This is a genomic window from Agrobacterium radiobacter (genome assembly GCF_040801995.1).
Lineage (GTDB): Bacteria > Pseudomonadota > Alphaproteobacteria > Rhizobiales > Rhizobiaceae > Agrobacterium > Agrobacterium radiobacter.
In genome coordinates this window covers 1,741,258-1,757,575 of sequence record NZ_JBEGHX010000002.1, presented here as the reverse complement: position 1 = coordinate 1,757,575, position 16,318 = coordinate 1,741,258, and the positions used below count along the sequence as shown (strand labels likewise).

18 protein-coding genes are annotated in these 16,318 nt (G+C 61.3%); 12 read left to right on the top strand and 6 right to left on the bottom strand.

The genetic code is table 11. The features are described from left to right. Positions 1-70: 70 nt before the first annotated feature. The 4 genes from MRBLRC7O_RS21880 to MRBLRC7O_RS21865 all read right to left on the bottom strand — a co-directional run bounded on the left by MRBLRC7O_RS21880 (position 71) and on the right by MRBLRC7O_RS21865 (position 4,149). Positions 71-1,099 carry a LacI family DNA-binding transcriptional regulator gene (locus MRBLRC7O_RS21880; RefSeq protein WP_111784723.1) on the bottom strand — a complete coding sequence of 343 codons (1,029 nt, stop codon included), beginning with the start codon at positions 1,097-1,099 and terminating at the stop codon, positions 71-73. 434 nt (positions 1,100-1,533) lie between these two features. Continuing rightward, complete coding sequence (pcaF, locus tag MRBLRC7O_RS21875; protein WP_020810194.1) at positions 1,534-2,739, bottom strand: 3-oxoadipyl-CoA thiolase; 1,206 nt, start codon at positions 2,737-2,739, stop codon at positions 1,534-1,536. Between the two features lie 10 nt (positions 2,740-2,749). Next, positions 2,750-3,445: a CoA transferase subunit B gene (locus MRBLRC7O_RS21870; protein ID WP_003505518.1), complete on the bottom strand. Its 696-nt coding sequence runs from the start codon at positions 3,443-3,445 to the stop codon at positions 2,750-2,752. Continuing rightward, entirely contained in the window at positions 3,442-4,149 is a 708-nt protein-coding gene (locus MRBLRC7O_RS21865; RefSeq protein ID WP_223569069.1) for a 3-oxoacid CoA-transferase subunit A, read from the bottom strand. Before MRBLRC7O_RS21865 ends, MRBLRC7O_RS21870 begins: the two co-directional genes overlap by 4 nt. 136 nt (positions 4,150-4,285) lie before the next feature. On the opposite strand from MRBLRC7O_RS21865, the gene MRBLRC7O_RS21860 reads away from it, so the two are divergent. Next, positions 4,286-5,047 (top strand): IclR family transcriptional regulator, encoded by a 762-nt coding sequence (locus MRBLRC7O_RS21860; RefSeq protein ID WP_003505516.1) that lies wholly within the window; start codon positions 4,286-4,288, stop codon positions 5,045-5,047. Here the strand turns inward: MRBLRC7O_RS21860 and MRBLRC7O_RS21855 are convergent. Beyond that, entirely contained in the window at positions 5,017-5,940 is a 924-nt protein-coding gene (locus tag MRBLRC7O_RS21855; protein ID WP_367727623.1) for a helix-turn-helix domain-containing protein, read from the bottom strand. The genes MRBLRC7O_RS21860 and MRBLRC7O_RS21855 overlap by 31 nt on opposite strands. A gap of 117 nt (positions 5,941-6,057) precedes the next feature. Between MRBLRC7O_RS21855 and pobA the strand changes: the two genes are divergently transcribed. Next, the gene (gene pobA / locus MRBLRC7O_RS21850) at positions 6,058-7,230 is read left to right on the top strand and encodes a 4-hydroxybenzoate 3-monooxygenase (protein WP_080864503.1); all 1,173 of its coding nucleotides are present in this window, start codon (positions 6,058-6,060) and stop codon (positions 7,228-7,230) included. 128 nt (positions 7,231-7,358) lie between these two features. Here pobA and pcaQ read toward each other — a convergent pair whose 3' ends face one another. Beyond that, positions 7,359-8,300, bottom strand: coding sequence for a pca operon transcription factor PcaQ (pcaQ, locus tag MRBLRC7O_RS21845; RefSeq protein WP_080864504.1), 942 nt, complete (start codon positions 8,298-8,300; stop codon positions 7,359-7,361). A gap of 94 nt (positions 8,301-8,394) precedes the next feature. On the opposite strand from pcaQ, the gene pcaD reads away from it, so the two are divergent. The 10 genes from pcaD (at position 8,395) to MRBLRC7O_RS21795 (ending at position 16,281) form a co-directional block, all read left to right on the top strand. Further along, the gene (gene pcaD / locus MRBLRC7O_RS21840; protein WP_111798243.1) at positions 8,395-9,192 is read left to right on the top strand and encodes a 3-oxoadipate enol-lactonase; all 798 of its coding nucleotides are present in this window, start codon (positions 8,395-8,397) and stop codon (positions 9,190-9,192) included. A 3-nt stretch (positions 9,193-9,195) separates the two neighbouring features. Continuing rightward, positions 9,196-9,615 carry a 4-carboxymuconolactone decarboxylase gene (gene pcaC / locus MRBLRC7O_RS21835; RefSeq protein WP_003505509.1) on the top strand — a complete coding sequence of 140 codons (420 nt, stop codon included), beginning with the start codon at positions 9,196-9,198 and terminating at the stop codon, positions 9,613-9,615. After that, positions 9,612-10,352: a protocatechuate 3,4-dioxygenase subunit beta gene (gene pcaH / locus MRBLRC7O_RS21830; protein ID WP_003505508.1), complete on the top strand. Its 741-nt coding sequence runs from the start codon at positions 9,612-9,614 to the stop codon at positions 10,350-10,352. Before pcaC ends, pcaH begins: the two co-directional genes overlap by 4 nt. Before the next feature lie 2 nt (positions 10,353-10,354). Further along, positions 10,355-10,975, top strand: coding sequence for a protocatechuate 3,4-dioxygenase subunit alpha (pcaG, locus tag MRBLRC7O_RS21825; protein WP_080864506.1), 621 nt, complete (start codon positions 10,355-10,357; stop codon positions 10,973-10,975). 12 nt (positions 10,976-10,987) lie between these two features. After that, complete coding sequence (locus MRBLRC7O_RS21820) at positions 10,988-12,049, top strand: 3-carboxy-cis,cis-muconate cycloisomerase (protein WP_112960029.1); 1,062 nt, start codon at positions 10,988-10,990, stop codon at positions 12,047-12,049. 364 nt (positions 12,050-12,413) lie between these two features. After that, positions 12,414-13,082 (top strand): amino acid ABC transporter permease, encoded by a 669-nt coding sequence (locus MRBLRC7O_RS21815; protein WP_003505505.1) that lies wholly within the window; start codon positions 12,414-12,416, stop codon positions 13,080-13,082. 10 nt (positions 13,083-13,092) lie between these two features. Further along, positions 13,093-13,743: an amino acid ABC transporter permease gene (locus tag MRBLRC7O_RS21810; RefSeq protein WP_020009039.1), complete on the top strand. Its 651-nt coding sequence runs from the start codon at positions 13,093-13,095 to the stop codon at positions 13,741-13,743. Positions 13,744-13,783: 40 nt separating this feature from the next. Then, on the top strand, positions 13,784-14,623 hold the full coding sequence (locus MRBLRC7O_RS21805; protein WP_003505503.1) for a transporter substrate-binding domain-containing protein: 840 nt from the start codon (positions 13,784-13,786) through the stop codon (positions 14,621-14,623). Between the two features lie 30 nt (positions 14,624-14,653). Next, positions 14,654-15,493 (top strand): transporter substrate-binding domain-containing protein, encoded by an 840-nt coding sequence (locus tag MRBLRC7O_RS21800; protein ID WP_111791401.1) that lies wholly within the window; start codon positions 14,654-14,656, stop codon positions 15,491-15,493. Positions 15,494-15,522: 29 nt separating this feature from the next. Continuing rightward, positions 15,523-16,281 (top strand): amino acid ABC transporter ATP-binding protein, encoded by a 759-nt coding sequence (locus MRBLRC7O_RS21795; RefSeq protein WP_026363367.1) that lies wholly within the window; start codon positions 15,523-15,525, stop codon positions 16,279-16,281. Positions 16,282-16,318 lie beyond the last annotated feature (37 nt).

Genomic DNA, 16,318 nt, shown 5'->3' with positions numbered 1-16,318 from the left:
TCAGCACCAGCCGAAACCATCAAGGCTGATAGAAAGAGACGCGGAATTTATGATAGAATCCATCAAACCATCAAAGGCTTTCAGGAACCCATAGATGGGCGGGCACAAACCGCTGCCCCGGCGTTTCCGCCATGCCATGTTCTATGGTGTGCACCATGGTCGCGACAAGGTCAGTGCATAATTCGCGAAGCGGCGTCTGGAATATGCCGCTGATACGCTTTTCCAGCAGCGCCTGACGTGACTCGAGCGTCAGTTCGTTGACGAGACAGACAATGCTCTCCTGCCGGTTTTCCTGCTGCAGCGCCTCGATCACGCCTTCCATGCCGCCGCCAACGCAATAGATGCCGACCAGGTCCTTGTGTTTGGCGATGGTGTCCATGACAAGCTCATAGGTCAGCCGCCGGGTTTCCAGCGTGATCAGCGCGTCCATCACCTCGAATTCCGGCGCATATTCGCGCATATAGCTGCGAAAGCCGGTTTCGCGCAGCGAATGGCCGTGAAAACGGTGGCCGCCAAGTAGCAGAAGCACCTTGCCCCTGCTGCGCGCCAGCCGCGAGATCATCCAGGCCGCCGTGCGTCCCACTTTCATGTTGTTGGCGCCGAGATAGGCTTCCCGCACTCCCTGGGCGAAATCCGAAAGCAGCGAAAATGTAGGAATGCCCTTCGCCTTCAGGGCCTCGACGGCGGCAGTGACATCGTGATGGTCCGGCCCGGTGGCCGCCACGGCCTGCACGCGGCCCTTCATCCCCGTCAAAAGGGCTGCAAGCTCGCTCGGCTCGCCCGACTGGGCAAATTCGATGCGCAGATTGAGATGGCGATCCCGGACGTTGCGCGCCGCAAGCTCCAGCTCGTCGGCAAAGGTCTGGTAGAAGGCGTGCCGTTCCTTGCGCAGGATGATGCCGAGACTATAGGAAGGCAGATCGGCCAGCATGCGCTGGCGAATGATGTTGGTTGCGTGAAAACCGATCTTCTCCGCCGCGTCGAACACCCGCCGGGAGGTTTCCTCACGCACCGGCAGCCGACCGTTCAGCACGCGGTCAACGGTGGCGACGCTGACGCCTGCGGCCTTTGCCACATCTGTGATGGTCGGACGTTTCATGCGAGCACCCCATAGACGGAAAGATTCCTGTCATGTCTTGCAAAACATGTCACGGATGGTGATGGAATCCAACATGTGCGAAGGGATAAGGGCGTGGAGCACTTTATCAGGGAATAATCGACCGGGGCCTGCATCGCAGGGCCGGCTTGCTTGGCCCAGCACGCCTCCTCCCCTCATCTCTGTGCTTGTCACAGAGATCCAGCCAGCCCAAGTCCTTGGGCTGAAAGGAGTCCTTCCGCCGCGCAGACGCGCGTCGGCTGGATTCCTGTGACAAGCACAGGAATGAGGGGGCTGGGATGTGTCAGAGCGAAAAAATCACCTGCCGAGTAACCTGAATGGCCACTGTCACACGTAAGGAAGCTGCGGCAGCGAGCATTCGTACCGTTTTACGGCGGTATTCGTACCGTATCACGATGCCGAATGCCGCTATCCCGTCAGACCCGCTCCAGCGCCACGGCAATACCCTGCCCGACGCCGATGCACATGGTGGCGAGCGCAAGGCGCTTGCCGGTCAGCGAAAGTTCAAGCGCCGCGGTGCCGGCAATGCGCGCACCGGACATGCCGAGCGGATGGCCAAGCGCGATGGCGCCGCCATTCGCATTCACCCGTGCATCGTCATCCGCAATGCCGAGTTGCCTGAGCGTCGCAAGGCCCTGGCTGGCGAAAGCCTCGTTCAGCTCGATCACGTCAAGCTGTTCCTGCTTCAGCCCCAGCCGCGCCAAAAGCTTGGCCGAGGCCGGGGCCGGGCCGATGCCCATCACGCGCGGCGGCACGCCTGCGGCGGCACCGCCGAGAATGCGGGCAATCGGCGTCAGCCCGTATTTCTTCGCGGCTTCCGCCGATGCGACGATGAGTGCGGCCGCACCGTCATTGACGCCTGATGCATTGCCCGCCGTCACCGTCGCGCCTTCGCGCCTGTTGACCGGCTTCAGCTTCGCCAGCGATTCGAGGCTTGTGGCGCGCGGATGCTCATCCTTCGATACCACCAACGGATCGCCCTTGCGCTGCGGGATCGTCACGGGCACGATTTCCCTGTCAAGGCGGCCATTGGCCTGTGCGTCGGCCGCCTTCTGCTGGCTGCGAACGGCGAAGGCGTCCTGATCCTCGCGGGAGACCTGATAATCAATGGCGACGTTATCCCCGGTTTCCGGCATGGAATCGACGCCATATTGCGCCTTCATCAGCGGATTGACGAAGCGCCAGCCGATGGTGGTGTCATAGATTTCGGCATTGCGGGAAAAGGCGCTGTCCGCCTTGGGCAGAACGAAGGGCGCGCGGCTCATGCTTTCGACGCCGCCGGCGATCATCAGTTCCGCCTCGCCGGATTTCACGGCGCGCGCGGCCGCGATGAGGGCGTCCATGCCCGAACCGCAAAGGCGATTGATGGTGGTTCCGGTCACCGAAACCGGCAGGCCAGCCAAGAGCAACGACATGCGTGCAACGTTGCGGTTATCCTCACCCGCCTGGTTGGCGCAGCCGAAGATCACGTCTTCGACGGCTTCCCAGTCAACGGACGGGTTGCGCTCAACAAGCGCCTTCAGGGGAATTGCACCGAGATCGTCGGCCCGCACCGGGGAAAGCGCGCCGCCGAAGCGGCCGATCGGCGTGCGGATATAGTCGCAGATGAATGCATCGGTCATCGGTTTTTCCTCACAGTTCCGGGGCGACGAGATCAACGACCTCGCCATCGACCGCCAAAGGCGCGCCGGTCATGGCCTGCAATTCCTCAAACGTCATAGACGGCAGTTTTTCACGCAGCACGAAACGGCCATCCACCACGTCGATGACGGCATGGCTGGTATAAATGCGGGTGATGCAGCCGACGCCGGTCAGCGGGAAGGCGCATTTTTCAACGAGCTTCGGCTCGCCGTTCTTGGTCACATGTTCCGTAATGACGAAGACCTGCTTGGCGCCATGCACCAGATCCATCGCCCCGCCGACGGCCGGCACACCCTTGGAGCCGACACGCCAATTGGCGAGATCGCCATTCTGCGCCACCTGGTAGGCGCCGAGGATCGCCACATCCAGATGCCCGCCGCGCACCATGGCGAAGCTGTCGGCATGGTGGAAGAAGGCGGCGCCGGGCTTCAGCGTCACGGCCTTCTTGCCGGCATTGATGAGGTTCCAGTCCTCTTCGCCTTCCGGCGGCGCTTCGCCGAAATTCAGGATGCCGTTTTCAGTGTGGAAAATCGCCTGACGGCCGGGCGGCTGGTAACGCGCCACCATTTCCGGAAAGCCTATGCCGAGATTGACGTAAGCACCGTCCTCGATGTCCTGCGCCGCACGCCAGGCGATCTGGGCGTTGGAAAGCTTGATGTCTTCGCGGGTGTCGATGGTCGTGGTCATGCGTAGGCTACTCCCGCGCGAATGAGGACTTCTTCCTGTTGCGGATCGGGGATTTCCACGACGCCGTTCACGAAAATACCGGGCGTGACGACCTGCTCCGGATCGATCTCGCCGGCGGCGACGATCTTCGAGACCTGCGCGATGGTGGTCTTCGCGGCCATGCACATCAGCGGGTTAAAATTGCGGCCAGCCTTGTTGTAGGTGAGGTTGCCATAGGTATCGCCAAGCTCGGCCTTCACAATCGCGAAATCCGCCTTCAGCCAGCGCTCCTGTACGTAGGATCGCCCGTCGAATTCCGCGATGACCTTGCCTTCAGCCAATTCCGTGCCGAAGCCGGTGGGGGTGTAGAAGGCCGGAATGCCGGCACCGCCGGCGCGGATGCGCTCGGCAAGCGTGCCCTGCGGCACCAGTTCCAGCTCGATTTCGCCTGCCAGATAGCGGTCGGTGAAGGCGCGCGGATCGGACGAGCGCGGGAAGGAGCAGATCATCTTCCTGACCATGCCCGCGTCGATCATCGCGGCGATGCCGATACGACCGTTGCCGGCATTGTTGTTGATGACCGTCAGGTTCTTCGGGCCCTTGTCGATCAGCGAATGGATCAGCTCGATGGGCGCGCCGGAGCCGCCGAAACCGCCGATCATGATCGTCGCACCATCACCGATGCCGGAAAGCGCCTCTTCAGCGCTCTTGATTGTCTTGTCCATTAAAACCTCCATCCAGCCGGACGGATGGAACCCGCAAGGCTGCCTGACCGTGAGGTAAATCCGAAACCACCTCGACGGCAAGGATTTTGTGCGTTATATGATTTTTGTTCGTATATCGCACAAATGGAGCCGAGACATGGCCGTCAACGAAAGAGACATGATGGGCGGTCTCGCCAAGGGATTGCGGGTTATCGAGGCCTTCAGCGCCGAGCGGCCGCGCCTGTCGATTTCCGATGCCGCAGAGATTGCCGGACTGGACCGCGCCACGACGCGGCGCTGCCTGCTCACGCTTTCTGAACTCGGTTATGCGGCTTACGACGGCAAGTTCTTTACCGTGACGCCGAAGGTGCTGCGGCTCGGCACCGGCTGTCTTGCCACCATGCCGCTGCCGCGCATCGTGCAGCCGCTGCTCGACCGACTGTCGGAAGAGATCGGCCAGAGCACTTCCGTCTCCATTCTGGACGAGACCGAAATCGTTTATGTGGCCCGCGCCGCGCAGCAGCGGGTGATGTCGATTGCGCTGATGCCGGGTTCGCGCCTGCCCGCCTATTGCACCTCCATGGGCCGCGTTCTGCTTTCGGCGCAGACAGCCGAGCGGCAGCGCGACATTCTCGAAGCCTCCCGGCTGGTGGCGCGCACGGAAAAGACCATTACCGGCATGGACGCCCTGCTCGCCGAAATCGAGGCCACCGGCCATCGCGGTTATGCGCTGATCGATCAGGAGGTCGAGATCGGCCTTCGCTCCATCGCCGTGCCGCTGAAAAGCGTGCGTGGCCAGACGGTTGCCGCGCTCAATGTCGGGCTTGCCGCCTCGGTCGCCTCAATGGAGGATCTGGTGGAGCGATACCTGCCCGCCCTTCTTGCCGTTCAGCGCGAACTGGCAAGAATGCTGGTCTGAGACGGCACCTGCCGAACGCCGGAATCCCCCATTTTCCGCTGCTCCGCCAGCCGCCAGGCGCGCGGCGTCATGCCGGTCTCGCGCTTGAAGAACCGGTTGAAATAGGCCGGATCGGCAAAGCCCAGTCCCTCGGCAATCATCTGCACGCTCGAGACCGTGAAGATCAGTTCCTGCTGGGCAATCTCGATCTGGCGTCTGGCGATCAGCCGCTGCAGGCTGAGGCCGGAAACGGAACGGACGAGGCGATTGAGATGCGTCTCGGAAAGACCGAGCTTTTTCGCATAAAACTCCGCTTTTTGCGGCTCGCGAATATGGCGCGCAATCAGTGACAGCAGCAATTCGAAACGCTGTTCCGCAAGACCTTCGCCGGTTCCCTCAAGCAGAGGCCGCACCGCCCGCGCCAGAAGCGCCGTCACGATGGCCAGCTGACCTTCGATGATGGCATCCCGGCCTGTTTCACGGGTTTCATATTCGGCGGAAATCTGTTCGAACCCGCTGCGCAGGCGTTCACCATCGGTAAAATCCCGCAGGGGAAACAGGACCGGCCGCTGAAAATTCCGCAGCAACAGCGCCTGCACCGATGCCGGCAACGCGCCCGGCAGCACGGTGACGATCACCCCGCCAATATCACGAGAAAACCGGAAGCCGTGTTCGAAACCCGGCGGGACGACAATGGCGACCGGCGGGTGGATCGCCTCGATGCGACCATCCAGCAGCGCATCGCCCTCACCACCCCAAATGTACAAGATTTGTTGAAAGGCAGCGTGACGGTGCAGGCCGATTTCAAACCGGTGAAGGCTGCTTCTGGAAAAAAGCGTCTCGCAATGAAAGCGGAAATCAGTGCCTTGCACCGCTTCTTCGCCATACAAACCCTCACTTGCAGCAAGCCGCATGTTCCTTCGCTCCTCCTCACAATGGTCGGATTGTGCAATTTGCGGATCAGAAAGTCCATTGAGCTTTCCGCATCCCCTCGGCAATTTGTTGATAGGAGACAAGTTCGGGAGGAAACAATGCGCACCCAGGTCGTCATCATCGGCTCCGGCCCATCAGGGCTTCTGCTTGGCCAGCTTCTGGCCAGAGAAGGCGTCGAGACCGTCATTCTCGACCGGGTCAGCAAGGAGTACATCCTCGGCCGTGTCCGCGCCGGCGTGCTGGAAGAAGGCACGGTGCAGCTCATGGAAAAGGTCAGCGCGGATAAGCGCCTGCGCCGCGAAGGCCTGCCGCATGACGGTTTTTCTCTCACCTTCGACGGCCGCGACCACCGTATCGATCTCTTCGACCTGACCGGCGGCAGCCATGTGATGGTCTATGGCCAGACCGAGGTGACCCATGACCTGATGGATGTGCGCGACGCAGCCGGCCTCGTGACCATTTACGATGCATCTGATGTCGAGCCGCATGATTTCGATGGCGCCAGCCCCTATGTCACCTATCAGAAAGACGGCGTAACCCACCGTATCGATTGCGATTTCATCGCCGGCTGCGACGGTTTTCACGGGGTCAGCCGCAAATCGGTGCCTCAGGGCGCGATCAAGGAATTCGAGAAGGTCTATCCTTTCGGCTGGCTCGGCATTCTCGCTGACGTGCCCCCCGTCAACCACGAACTCATCTACGCCAACCATCCGCGTGGTTTTGCGCTCTGTTCCATGCGGTCGCACACGCGCAGCCGTTATTACATCCAATGCTCGCTGGACGACCGGCCGGAGGACTGGAGCGACGAGCGTTTCTGGGACGAAATCCGCCGCCGCCTGCCGGAAAACCATGCGGACGCGATGGTGACGGGCCCGTCCTTTGAAAAGTCCATCGCGCCGCTCCGCTCCTTCGTCTGCGAACCGATGCGGTTCGGCCGACTGTTCCTTGCCGGAGACGCCGCCCACATCGTGCCGCCCACCGGCGCCAAGGGCCTCAACCTCGCCGCCAGCGACGTGCATTATCTGAGCGAGGCGCTGATCGAATTTTACCGCGACCGGTCAGAGGCCGGCATCGACGGCTATTCGCAGAAGGCGCTGTCCCGCGTCTGGAAGGCCGTGCGTTTCTCGTGGTGGATGACGACGATGATGCATCGTTTCCCCGATACCGGAGATTTCGGCCAGCGCATACAGGAGGCGGAGCTGGATTACCTCGTGCAATCGCGCGCGGCGTCGACCGCGCTTGCGGAGAATTATGTCGGGCTTCCCTATTAGGAGGTCCACCAGACACGCGGCTTTTTATCTGCACCGTTTCCACACCCGTCACGCCGGGGCTGGATGCCGGATCAAGTCCGGCATGACGGAGGAAAGCTTCTCAGACTTTTCCACCCCCGCCCCTCGTATCAGGAACCAGCCTCCGGCCTCCCATCCAGCAACTCGCCCGCCGCCTCGCGGATGGCCTGCATCAGCAGCGAAAGCGGCAGCGTGGGCTGCGTATCGGCCCTCACCGTCAGCCCCACCGGGCCGCTGGTATCGCCGGTCTCAACAGGCAGGATTGCGAGAATACCATCCGCCACATCCGCCGCCACCACACCCTCCGAGATGATCCAGATCGCATCGCTGGTGCGCAGGAAGGCGCGGCCGAAGGCGTCCGATACGGTTTCGATGCGGATCGGCAGGGCCGGAACGCCGTTGGCGATCAGGAACTGCTCGACGACGGGGCCGATGACCGATTGCCGTGTCGGCATCAGCACCGGATATTCATGCAGGTGATCGAACACCGAAAGGCCGGGCGATAACAGCGGGTGGCCGGTGCGCACCACGAAGCGGACCTTTTCCGAATAGAGATGCTCAAAGGAAAAGCCCGCCATTTTCTGCGGCGCGGCCAGACGGCCGACAACAAGATCGAGATCGCCGACCCGCAACTGTTCCAGCAGCACGGCGTTTTCACCCGTGACGATCTTCACCGGGCTGCCGGTTTTCTCCGCCAGAAACCCGGCCATCGCCTTCGGCATGATTCGCACCGAAACCGTAGGCAGAGCGCCGACCCGCACCGGCGGACCGGCGCGCGCCGCCTCCTGCGAAACGGAATCAACCGCCTGCCGCAGCGCCGTCATTGTCGCACCGGCATGGCGCAGGAAGACCTCGCCATAACGGCTGATGCGGATGCCGCGCCCCTCCCGGTCGAACAGCGAGACACCGAGAATATCTTCCAGCTCACGGATCGTCTTCGTCACCGCCGGCTGGCTGACATGCAGGATTTCCGCAGCCCGGATGACGCTTTTCTGCCGCGCCACCTCCACGAAAGTCTGCAGGTGGCGGAACTTGATACGCTGATCGACCATCGCTCATATAATCCACAGGTTATGATTTTCATCGATAATGTCATTTTACTTAACCGGAACACGCTTGCAATATCCCTGACAGGAGGAGCACATCATGCATTTTCTGCGCTGCGGCGAGACCGTGATCCATTATCGCGTCAAGGGATTGGACACAGGCAAGCCGGTCATCGCCTTCATCAATTCGCTCGGCACCGATTTCCGCATCTGGGATGCGGTAATCGAAGCGCTCGGTGATGATTATGCCTATGTGCTGCATGACAAGCGCGGCCACGGGCTTTCCGATGTCGGGCACGCTCCCTATTCAATCGACGATCATGCCGGTGACCTGATTGCGCTGCTCGATCATCTCGGTGTGAAAAACACCGTCATCTGGGGCCTGTCCGTCGGCGGCCTGATTGCGCAGGGGCTTTATGCCCGCCGTCCCGATCTCGTCCACGCGCTTGTACTCAGCAACACCGCTCACAAGATCGGCACGGCCGAGATGTGGAATGCCCGCATTGAGAAGATCGCCGCAGACGGCCTTGCTTCGCTTATCGATCCTGTCATGGAACGCTGGTTCACACCCGCCTTCCGCCAGCCTGAGAATGCCGCCTATGCCGGCGCGCGTAACATGCTTTCGCAACAGCCGGAGGCCGGTTACAGCGGCACCTGCGCCGCCATCCGCGATGCGGATTTTACCGAAGAGGCCGGGCGCATCGCCGTGCCGACGCTTTGTGTGGCGGGCGATCAGGACGGCTCGACACCGCCGGAACTGGTGCAATCGCTGGCGGGTCTCATTCCCGCAAGCCGCTTCGTCACCATCGCCGGCTGCGGCCACATTCCCTGCCTTGAACAGCCGCTGGCCTACGCGCAGGCGGCCTGCATTTTTCTCAAGACCTTGCCGGAGCATTGACCGATGGCGGACCATATCGACAAGAACGAACGTTTCGAACAGGGCATGAAAACCCGCCGCTCCGTGCTCGGCGACGCCCATGTCGACCGGGCGCAGACCATGACGTCCGGCTTCGACCAGCCTTTCCAGCAGCTCATCACCGAAGCCGCCTGGGGAACGGTGTGGTCCGGCAACCACTGGACGAAGCGCGAGCGCTCGATGGTCACCATCGCCCTGCTCGCTACGCTCGGTCAGGATGAGGAGCTGGCCATGCATGTGCGCGCCACCGCCAATACCGGCGCCACCGAGGCGGATATTCGCGAGGCGCTGCTGCATGTGGCGATCTATGCCGGCGTGCCCGCCGCCAACCACGCTTTCAAGATCGCCAAGCTTGCCCTGGCCGGTATGAAAGCCGATAGTTCCAGCGAGGAGGAGACGAAATGAGCAACCAGCCGCCCGAAACCGGGCCGTTCTTCGCACGCAACCGCGATATTCACCCGCTGGCCTATGCGCCCGGATACAAGACCTCCATCCTGCGTTCGCCGCAACGCGCGCTGATTTCGCTTGAGGGCACCAAGAGCGAGATCACCGGGCCGGTCTTCGGCCATGGCATGCTGAACCCGCTGGATAACGATCTCATCCTCAACTATGCCCGCCCCGGCGAGATGCCTGTTGGCCCCCGCATTCTGGTGCACGGCCGGGTGCTGGACGAACGCGGCCGCGGCGTGGATGGCGCACTGGTGGAATTCTGGCAGGCCAATGCCGGCGGCCGCTACCGCCACAAGAAGGAAAGCTACCTCGCCGCCATCGATCCGAATTTCGGCGGCGTCGGCCGCACGATCACCGATGAAAACGGCTATTACTGGTTCAAGACCATCCAGCCGGGCGCTTATCCTTGGCCGAACGGCGTCAATGACTGGCGGCCGGCCCACATCCATTTCTCGGTCTTCGGCCACGGTTTCGCCCAGCGTCTGATTACCCAGATGTATTTCGAAGGCGATCCGCTGATCTGGAAATGTCCGATCGTCAAGACCATTCCGGATGAGGACGCGATCAGAAGACTGATCGCGCCGCTGGACATGAATGCGACGCTGCCGATGGATATGCTCGCCTACAAGTTCGATATCGTCCTGCGCGGCCGCCGCTCGACCCTTTTCGAAAACCGCATGGAGGGCAACTGACCATGGTTCAGCCGCTCAACTATTTCAAGGAAACCGCCTCGCAGACGGCCGGCCCCTATGTGCATATCGGCTGCACGCCCAACTTCGTCGGCATCGAAGGCGTGTTCGAAAAAGATCTCGGTTCCGGCCCGCTTTATAACGACAAGGCGCGCGGCGAACGCATCAGCGTGCGCGGCACGGTCTATGACGGCGCGGGAATGCCGCTCAAAGACGCGCTGATCGAAATCTGGCAGGCCGATACCGATGGGTATTACAACAGCCCCAGCGAAACGCGCGGCAAGGCCGACCCGAATTTCATTGGCTGGGGCCGCTCGCCCGGCGACATGGATACCGGCGAATTCGTTTTCGAGACGATCAAGCCTGGTGCGGTGCCGTTCCGCGACGGCCGGCCGATGGCGCCGCACATCACCTTCTGGATCGTCGCACGCGGCATCAATATCGGCCTTCAGACCCGCATGTATTTCCCGGAAGAACAGGAGGCCAACGCCGCCGATCCGGTTCTTGCCCGTGTTGAGCAGAAGAGCCGCATCGCCACGCTTGTCGCCCAGAAGGAGCAAGGTAACGTCTATCGTTTCGATATCCGCCTTCAGGGCGAAGGCGAAACCGTGTTCTTCGATATTTGAGCGAGACGGAAGATGAGCCTTTCCCCCTTCGAGCATCCGTTTCTGTCCGGCCTTTTCGGCGACAGTGAAATCGTCGAACTGTTTTCGGCAAGAGCGGATATCGACGCCATGGTCCGTTTCGAGACGGGGCTGGCGCAGGCGGAAGCGGAGGCAGGCATCATCTCCGAGGATGTGACGGAAGCGATCGTCTCGGGGCTTTCCGACTTTGCCGCCGATATGACCGGGCTTCGCAACGGCGTCGCAAAGGACGGCGTTGTGGTTCCCGAACTCATCCGGCAGATGCGGGCCGCGGTCGCCGGTCAGGCGGCGGACAAGGTGCATTTCGGTGCAACGAGCCAGGATGTCATCGATACCAGCCTGATGCTGCGGCTGAAAATGGCGGCGGAAGTCATTACTGCCCGGCTCGGTCACCTCATCGATACGCTGGGAGATCTCGCCTCCCGCGACGGCCATAACCCGTTGACGGGCTATACCCGCATGCAGGCCGCCATCGGCATCACCGTGGCCGACCGGGCGGCAAGCTGGATCGCGCCGCTGGAACGTCACCTGCTGCGTCTGGAAACCTTCACGCAGGGCGGTTTTTCCCTGCAGTTCGGCGGGGCTGCCGGCACGCTGGAAAAGCTCGGCGACAGTGCCGCAGCCGTGCGCGCCGATCTTGCAAAACGGCTCGGCCTTGCCGACAGACAGCAATGGCAAAGCCAGCGCGACGGCATCGCCGAATTCGGCAATATTCTCTCGCTTATCACCGGTACGCTCGGCAAGTTCGGGCAGGATATCGCGCTGATGGCCGAACTCGGTGGGGAAATCCTTCTCTCCGGCGGCGGCGGCTCCTCTGCCATGCCGCACAAACAGAACCCGGTCAATGCCGAAACGCTGGTAACGCTCGCACGCTTTAATGCCGTGCAGATATCGGCGCTGCACCAGTCGCTGGTGCACGAACAGGAAAGGTCGGGCGCAGGCTGGATGCTGGAATGGCTGTCGCTTCCGCAAATGGTGACGGCAACGGGCGCCTCGCTGCTGATCGCCGAGCGATTGGCGGGGCAGATAGACAGGCTGGGCGCAGGCAAAAACTAGCCGCAAGGCGGTCGATTTGGTGTGCAGACAGGGCTTCCGGGTGCTGCCGAACGGCAGGCCGGAGGCGGCGCGACGACGCGTGGAAAGCGCTTGCGCTTTCTCGCATTAGTCATTGATAAAAAAGACTTTATTCAGAAATACAGAGAATGAAAAAACAGCGCGGAAGCTGCTTTTTAACCGGACATATCGCTTGACACAAAAATGAACTAACTGGTACAAACATTAAGATTAAGAGGACGCCGCCGACAAGGGTTTGAAGCCTGCAGCGGCACCGACAAATGGAGGGCTTTGGCACCGTAAGGTTTCCAAAGCGATGCGGACAAGGCGAAACGCCTGTCCGGACCCGAACGGGTTGGGAGGAAGAATGTCTTACAGTCTCGATTTTTCGGCGGTCATAGACCGCCTGCCCGAGCTGCTTTTGGCGTGTCTGGCGACGATCGGCCTTGCGATTGCGGGCATGTCACTCGCCACCGTCATCGGCGTTCTGGGCGTCGTTGCCCGCCGTTCGCGGTTCAAGCTGCTGCGCGGGCTCGTCATCGGCTTTGTGGAAGCCATCCGCAACACGCCGTTTCTGGTGCAGATATTCTTCATCTTCTTCGCCCTGCCGCAGATCGGTATCAAGCTCAACCCGACGGTGACGGCCATCATCGCGCTGGCTCTGAACGGCGGCGCCTATGCGATTGAAATCATTCGCGGCGGTGTCGATTCCATTCCCAAGGGCCAGGTTGAAGCGGGACTGGCGCTCGGTCTTCACCGCACGCAGATCTTCCGCCATATCATCCTGAAGCCGGCGCTGCGGGCAGTCTACCCGTCGCTCACCAGCCAGTTCATCATGCTGACGCTGACCACCTCGGTCTGCACCTCGATCGCGGCTTACGAACTGACCTCGGTGGCGCAGAAGATCGAGGCGGATACGTTCCGGTCCTTCGAGGTCTATTTCTCGATCACGCTGCTTTATCTGGTCATTTCCTCGCTGATGATGGGCATTTTCTCGCTCATCTCCCGTGCATCCTTCAGCTATCCGGTCAAGTGAGGAAAAGACAATGGCATCCATCGGCCCCAACGAACTCTTCTTCCTGCTGCAAGGCCTGAAATGGACGCTTGCGCTGACCATCATCGGCTTTATCGGCGGCGGCGTTTTCGGCCTTTGCGTGGCGCTTGCCCGCGTCGCCGACAGCCCGGCAATCCAGCGCGCCAGCACCGGTTACATCGCCGTTTTCCAAGGCACGCCGCTCCTGATGCAGCTTTTCGTGGTTTATTACGGCGTGGCGCTTGCGGGCTTTAATGTCGATGCCTGGATTGCGGTCGCCATCGCCTTCACGCTGCATGCCAGCGCCTTTCTTGGCGAAATCTGGCGCGGCGGCATCCAGGCGGTGCCGAAGGGCCAGACGGAAGCCGCCAATGCGCTTGGCCTGCATTATATATCGCGCATGAAGGACGTGGTCCTGCCGCAGGCATTCAAGATTTCGCTGCCGGCCACCATCGGTTTCCTCGTGCAGCTCATCAAGGGCACCTCGCTTGCGGCCATTGTCGGCTTCGTCGAGCTGTCGCGTGCCGGCCAGATCGTCTCCAACCAGACGTTCCGCCCGCTCACCGTCTTCGCCCTCGTCGGCATCATCTATTTCCTGATCTGCTGGCCGCTTTCCCTGTGGGGCGCCAGCGTTGAAAAGCGGCTGCAGACCGCAACCCGCTAAGTCGTGAAGAACTCATCAGCTTTGTAAGGAGGAGCCAAAGATGAAAACCACCAGCATGAAACTCTCTCGTCGCGCCCTGCTCGCGCTCGCCGCGGCAACGGTTGCCCTGCCCTTCGTCGTACCGGTCGATGCTTTCGCCGGCACGGTGGAAGAGGCCAAGGCCAAGGGCAAGGTCGTCATCGGCATTCAGGGCGACAACTCGCCGTGGGGCTTCGTCAATTCCAGCGGCGTGCAGGACGGCCTCGATGCCGATATCGGCAAGGCCTTTGCCGACTATCTCGGCGTCAAGGTGGAATTCGTGCCGCTCGCCGTGGCCAACCGCATTCCCGCACTTCTGACCGGCAAGGTCGACCTCCTGTTTGCGACCATGGGCATGACGGCCGAACGCGCGAAGACCATTCAATATTCCAAGCCCTATGCCGGCAACGTGCTCTCCGTCTACGGCCCCAAGGACAAGAAAATCGGCGGCTATGACGATCTGACCGGTATTGACGTCGGCGTGCCGAAATCCAGCGCCATGGATACGGCGATTACCGCCGGCGCCGGCTCCAAAGCCAATATCCTGCGCTTCGATGATGACGCCGCCAATATTCAGGCGCTGATTTCAGGCCAGGTCGAGGTCGTCGGCGGCAACCAGTTCTACGGCGACCGCCTGAACAAGGCTGCCGAAGGCAAATACGAACCGAAGTTCGACCTGACGACGCTTTACAACGGCGCCGGCACCCGCCCGGGTGAAAAGGACTGGAACGAAACCGTCAACGCCTTCCTCGACAAGATCAAGTCCGACGGCCAGCTCGCCAAGATCTACGACAAGTGGATGAAGCGCGAAGTTCCGGCCTTCCCGGACAGCCTGCCCGACATCCCATTCACCGTGAAGTAACGGCTGTCTGGATTTGGGAGGAGAAAAGCAATGAGGATCTTGAAAGCCCTCACGGGTTGGCGAGCAACCGTTGCGGCGGGACTGGCGGCAGCTTTGCTGCCGGTTCTGACGCCCGCAGCGGCGGATGCCAGAACCCTTGACGAGGCAAAAGCCAGCGGCAAGGTCGTAATCGGTATCCAGGGCGATAATTCGCCCTGGGGTTTCATCAATTCCACCGGCGTTCAGGAAGGCTATGATGCCGATCTGGCGAGGGGGTTTGCAGATTATCTGGGGCTGAAGGTGGAATTCGTGCCGCTCGCAGTCGCCAACCGCATTCCTTCGCTGCGCACCGGCAAGGTCGACGCCCTGTTCGCATCGATGGGGATGACGCCGGAGCGCGCGAAGAACGTGCAATATGCGCAGCCTTACGCGCATAATGTCATGTCGGTCTATGCCACCAAGGACAAGAAGATCGCCAGTTTCGACGACCTGACGGGCATGACCGTCGGTGCGCCGAAATCCAGCCCGATGGACACGGCCTTGACCGCCGGCGCGGGTTCGAAAGCGAATATCCTTCGTTTCGATGACGACGCCGCCACCATTCAGGCGATCCTGTCGGGCCAGATCGAGGCGATCGGCGGCAACCAGTTCTATGGCGACCGGCTTTCGGCCGCCGGCGGGAAGGATTACGAGGTGAAGTTCGACCTCGTGACCCTCTATAACAGCGCCGCCACGCGCCCCGGCGAAAAGGACTGGAACGAAGCGCTGAACGCCTATCTGGACAAGATCAAGGCCAATGGCGACCTCGCGAAAGTCTACGCCAAATGGATGAAGCGCCCGGTGCCGCAGTTTCCGGCCTCGCTTCCCGACATTCCCTACACCGTCAACTAAAACTGATGCCAAGCATGAAGGAAAGTTCCATGCCGCAATCCGCCGCTCAGGCTCCGCTGATCGCCCTTGAAGGGGTAGGAAAGTGGTATGGAGCCTTCCACGCGCTTAAAAGCGTCAATATGACGGTTCGCAAAGGCGAAAAAATCGTCCTTTGCGGCCCGTCCGGTTCGGGTAAATCCACGCTCATCCGCTGTATCAACCATCTGGAGGAGATCCAGGAGGGCAAGATCACGGTCGAGGGAACGACGCTGTCGGATTCCAGCCGCGCCATCGATGCGGTTCGCCGCGAAGTGGGCATGGTGTTCCAGAGCTTCAATCTCTTTCCGCACAAGACCATCATGGAAAACTGCACGCTGGCACCCATGCGGGTGAAGGGTCTTTCCAAGGCCGATGCGGAGGCGACGGCGCGCAAATATCTGGAACGCGTTCGCATTCTCAACCAGGCCGACAAGTACCCGGCCCAGCTTTCCGGCGGCCAGCAGCAGCGCGCGGCAATCGCCCGGGCGCTGTGCATGGAACCGAAGGCCATGCTGTTCGATGAGCCGACCTCGGCGCTCGACCCGGAAATGGTGAAAGAAGTGCTCGACACCATGATCGGCCTTGCCCGCGACGGCATGACGATGATCTGCGTGACCCATGAAATGGGCTTCGCACGGCAGGTGGCCGATCGGGTGATCTTCATGTCGGAAGGAGAGATCATCGAGGAAGGCCCGCCGGAGGAATTCTTCCGCGATCCCAAGCACCAGCGCACGCGCACGTTCCTCGGCGAAATTCTCGCCCACCACTGAGGTTCGCGCGCTCTTAAGGCGGGCGGGAATAATCCCG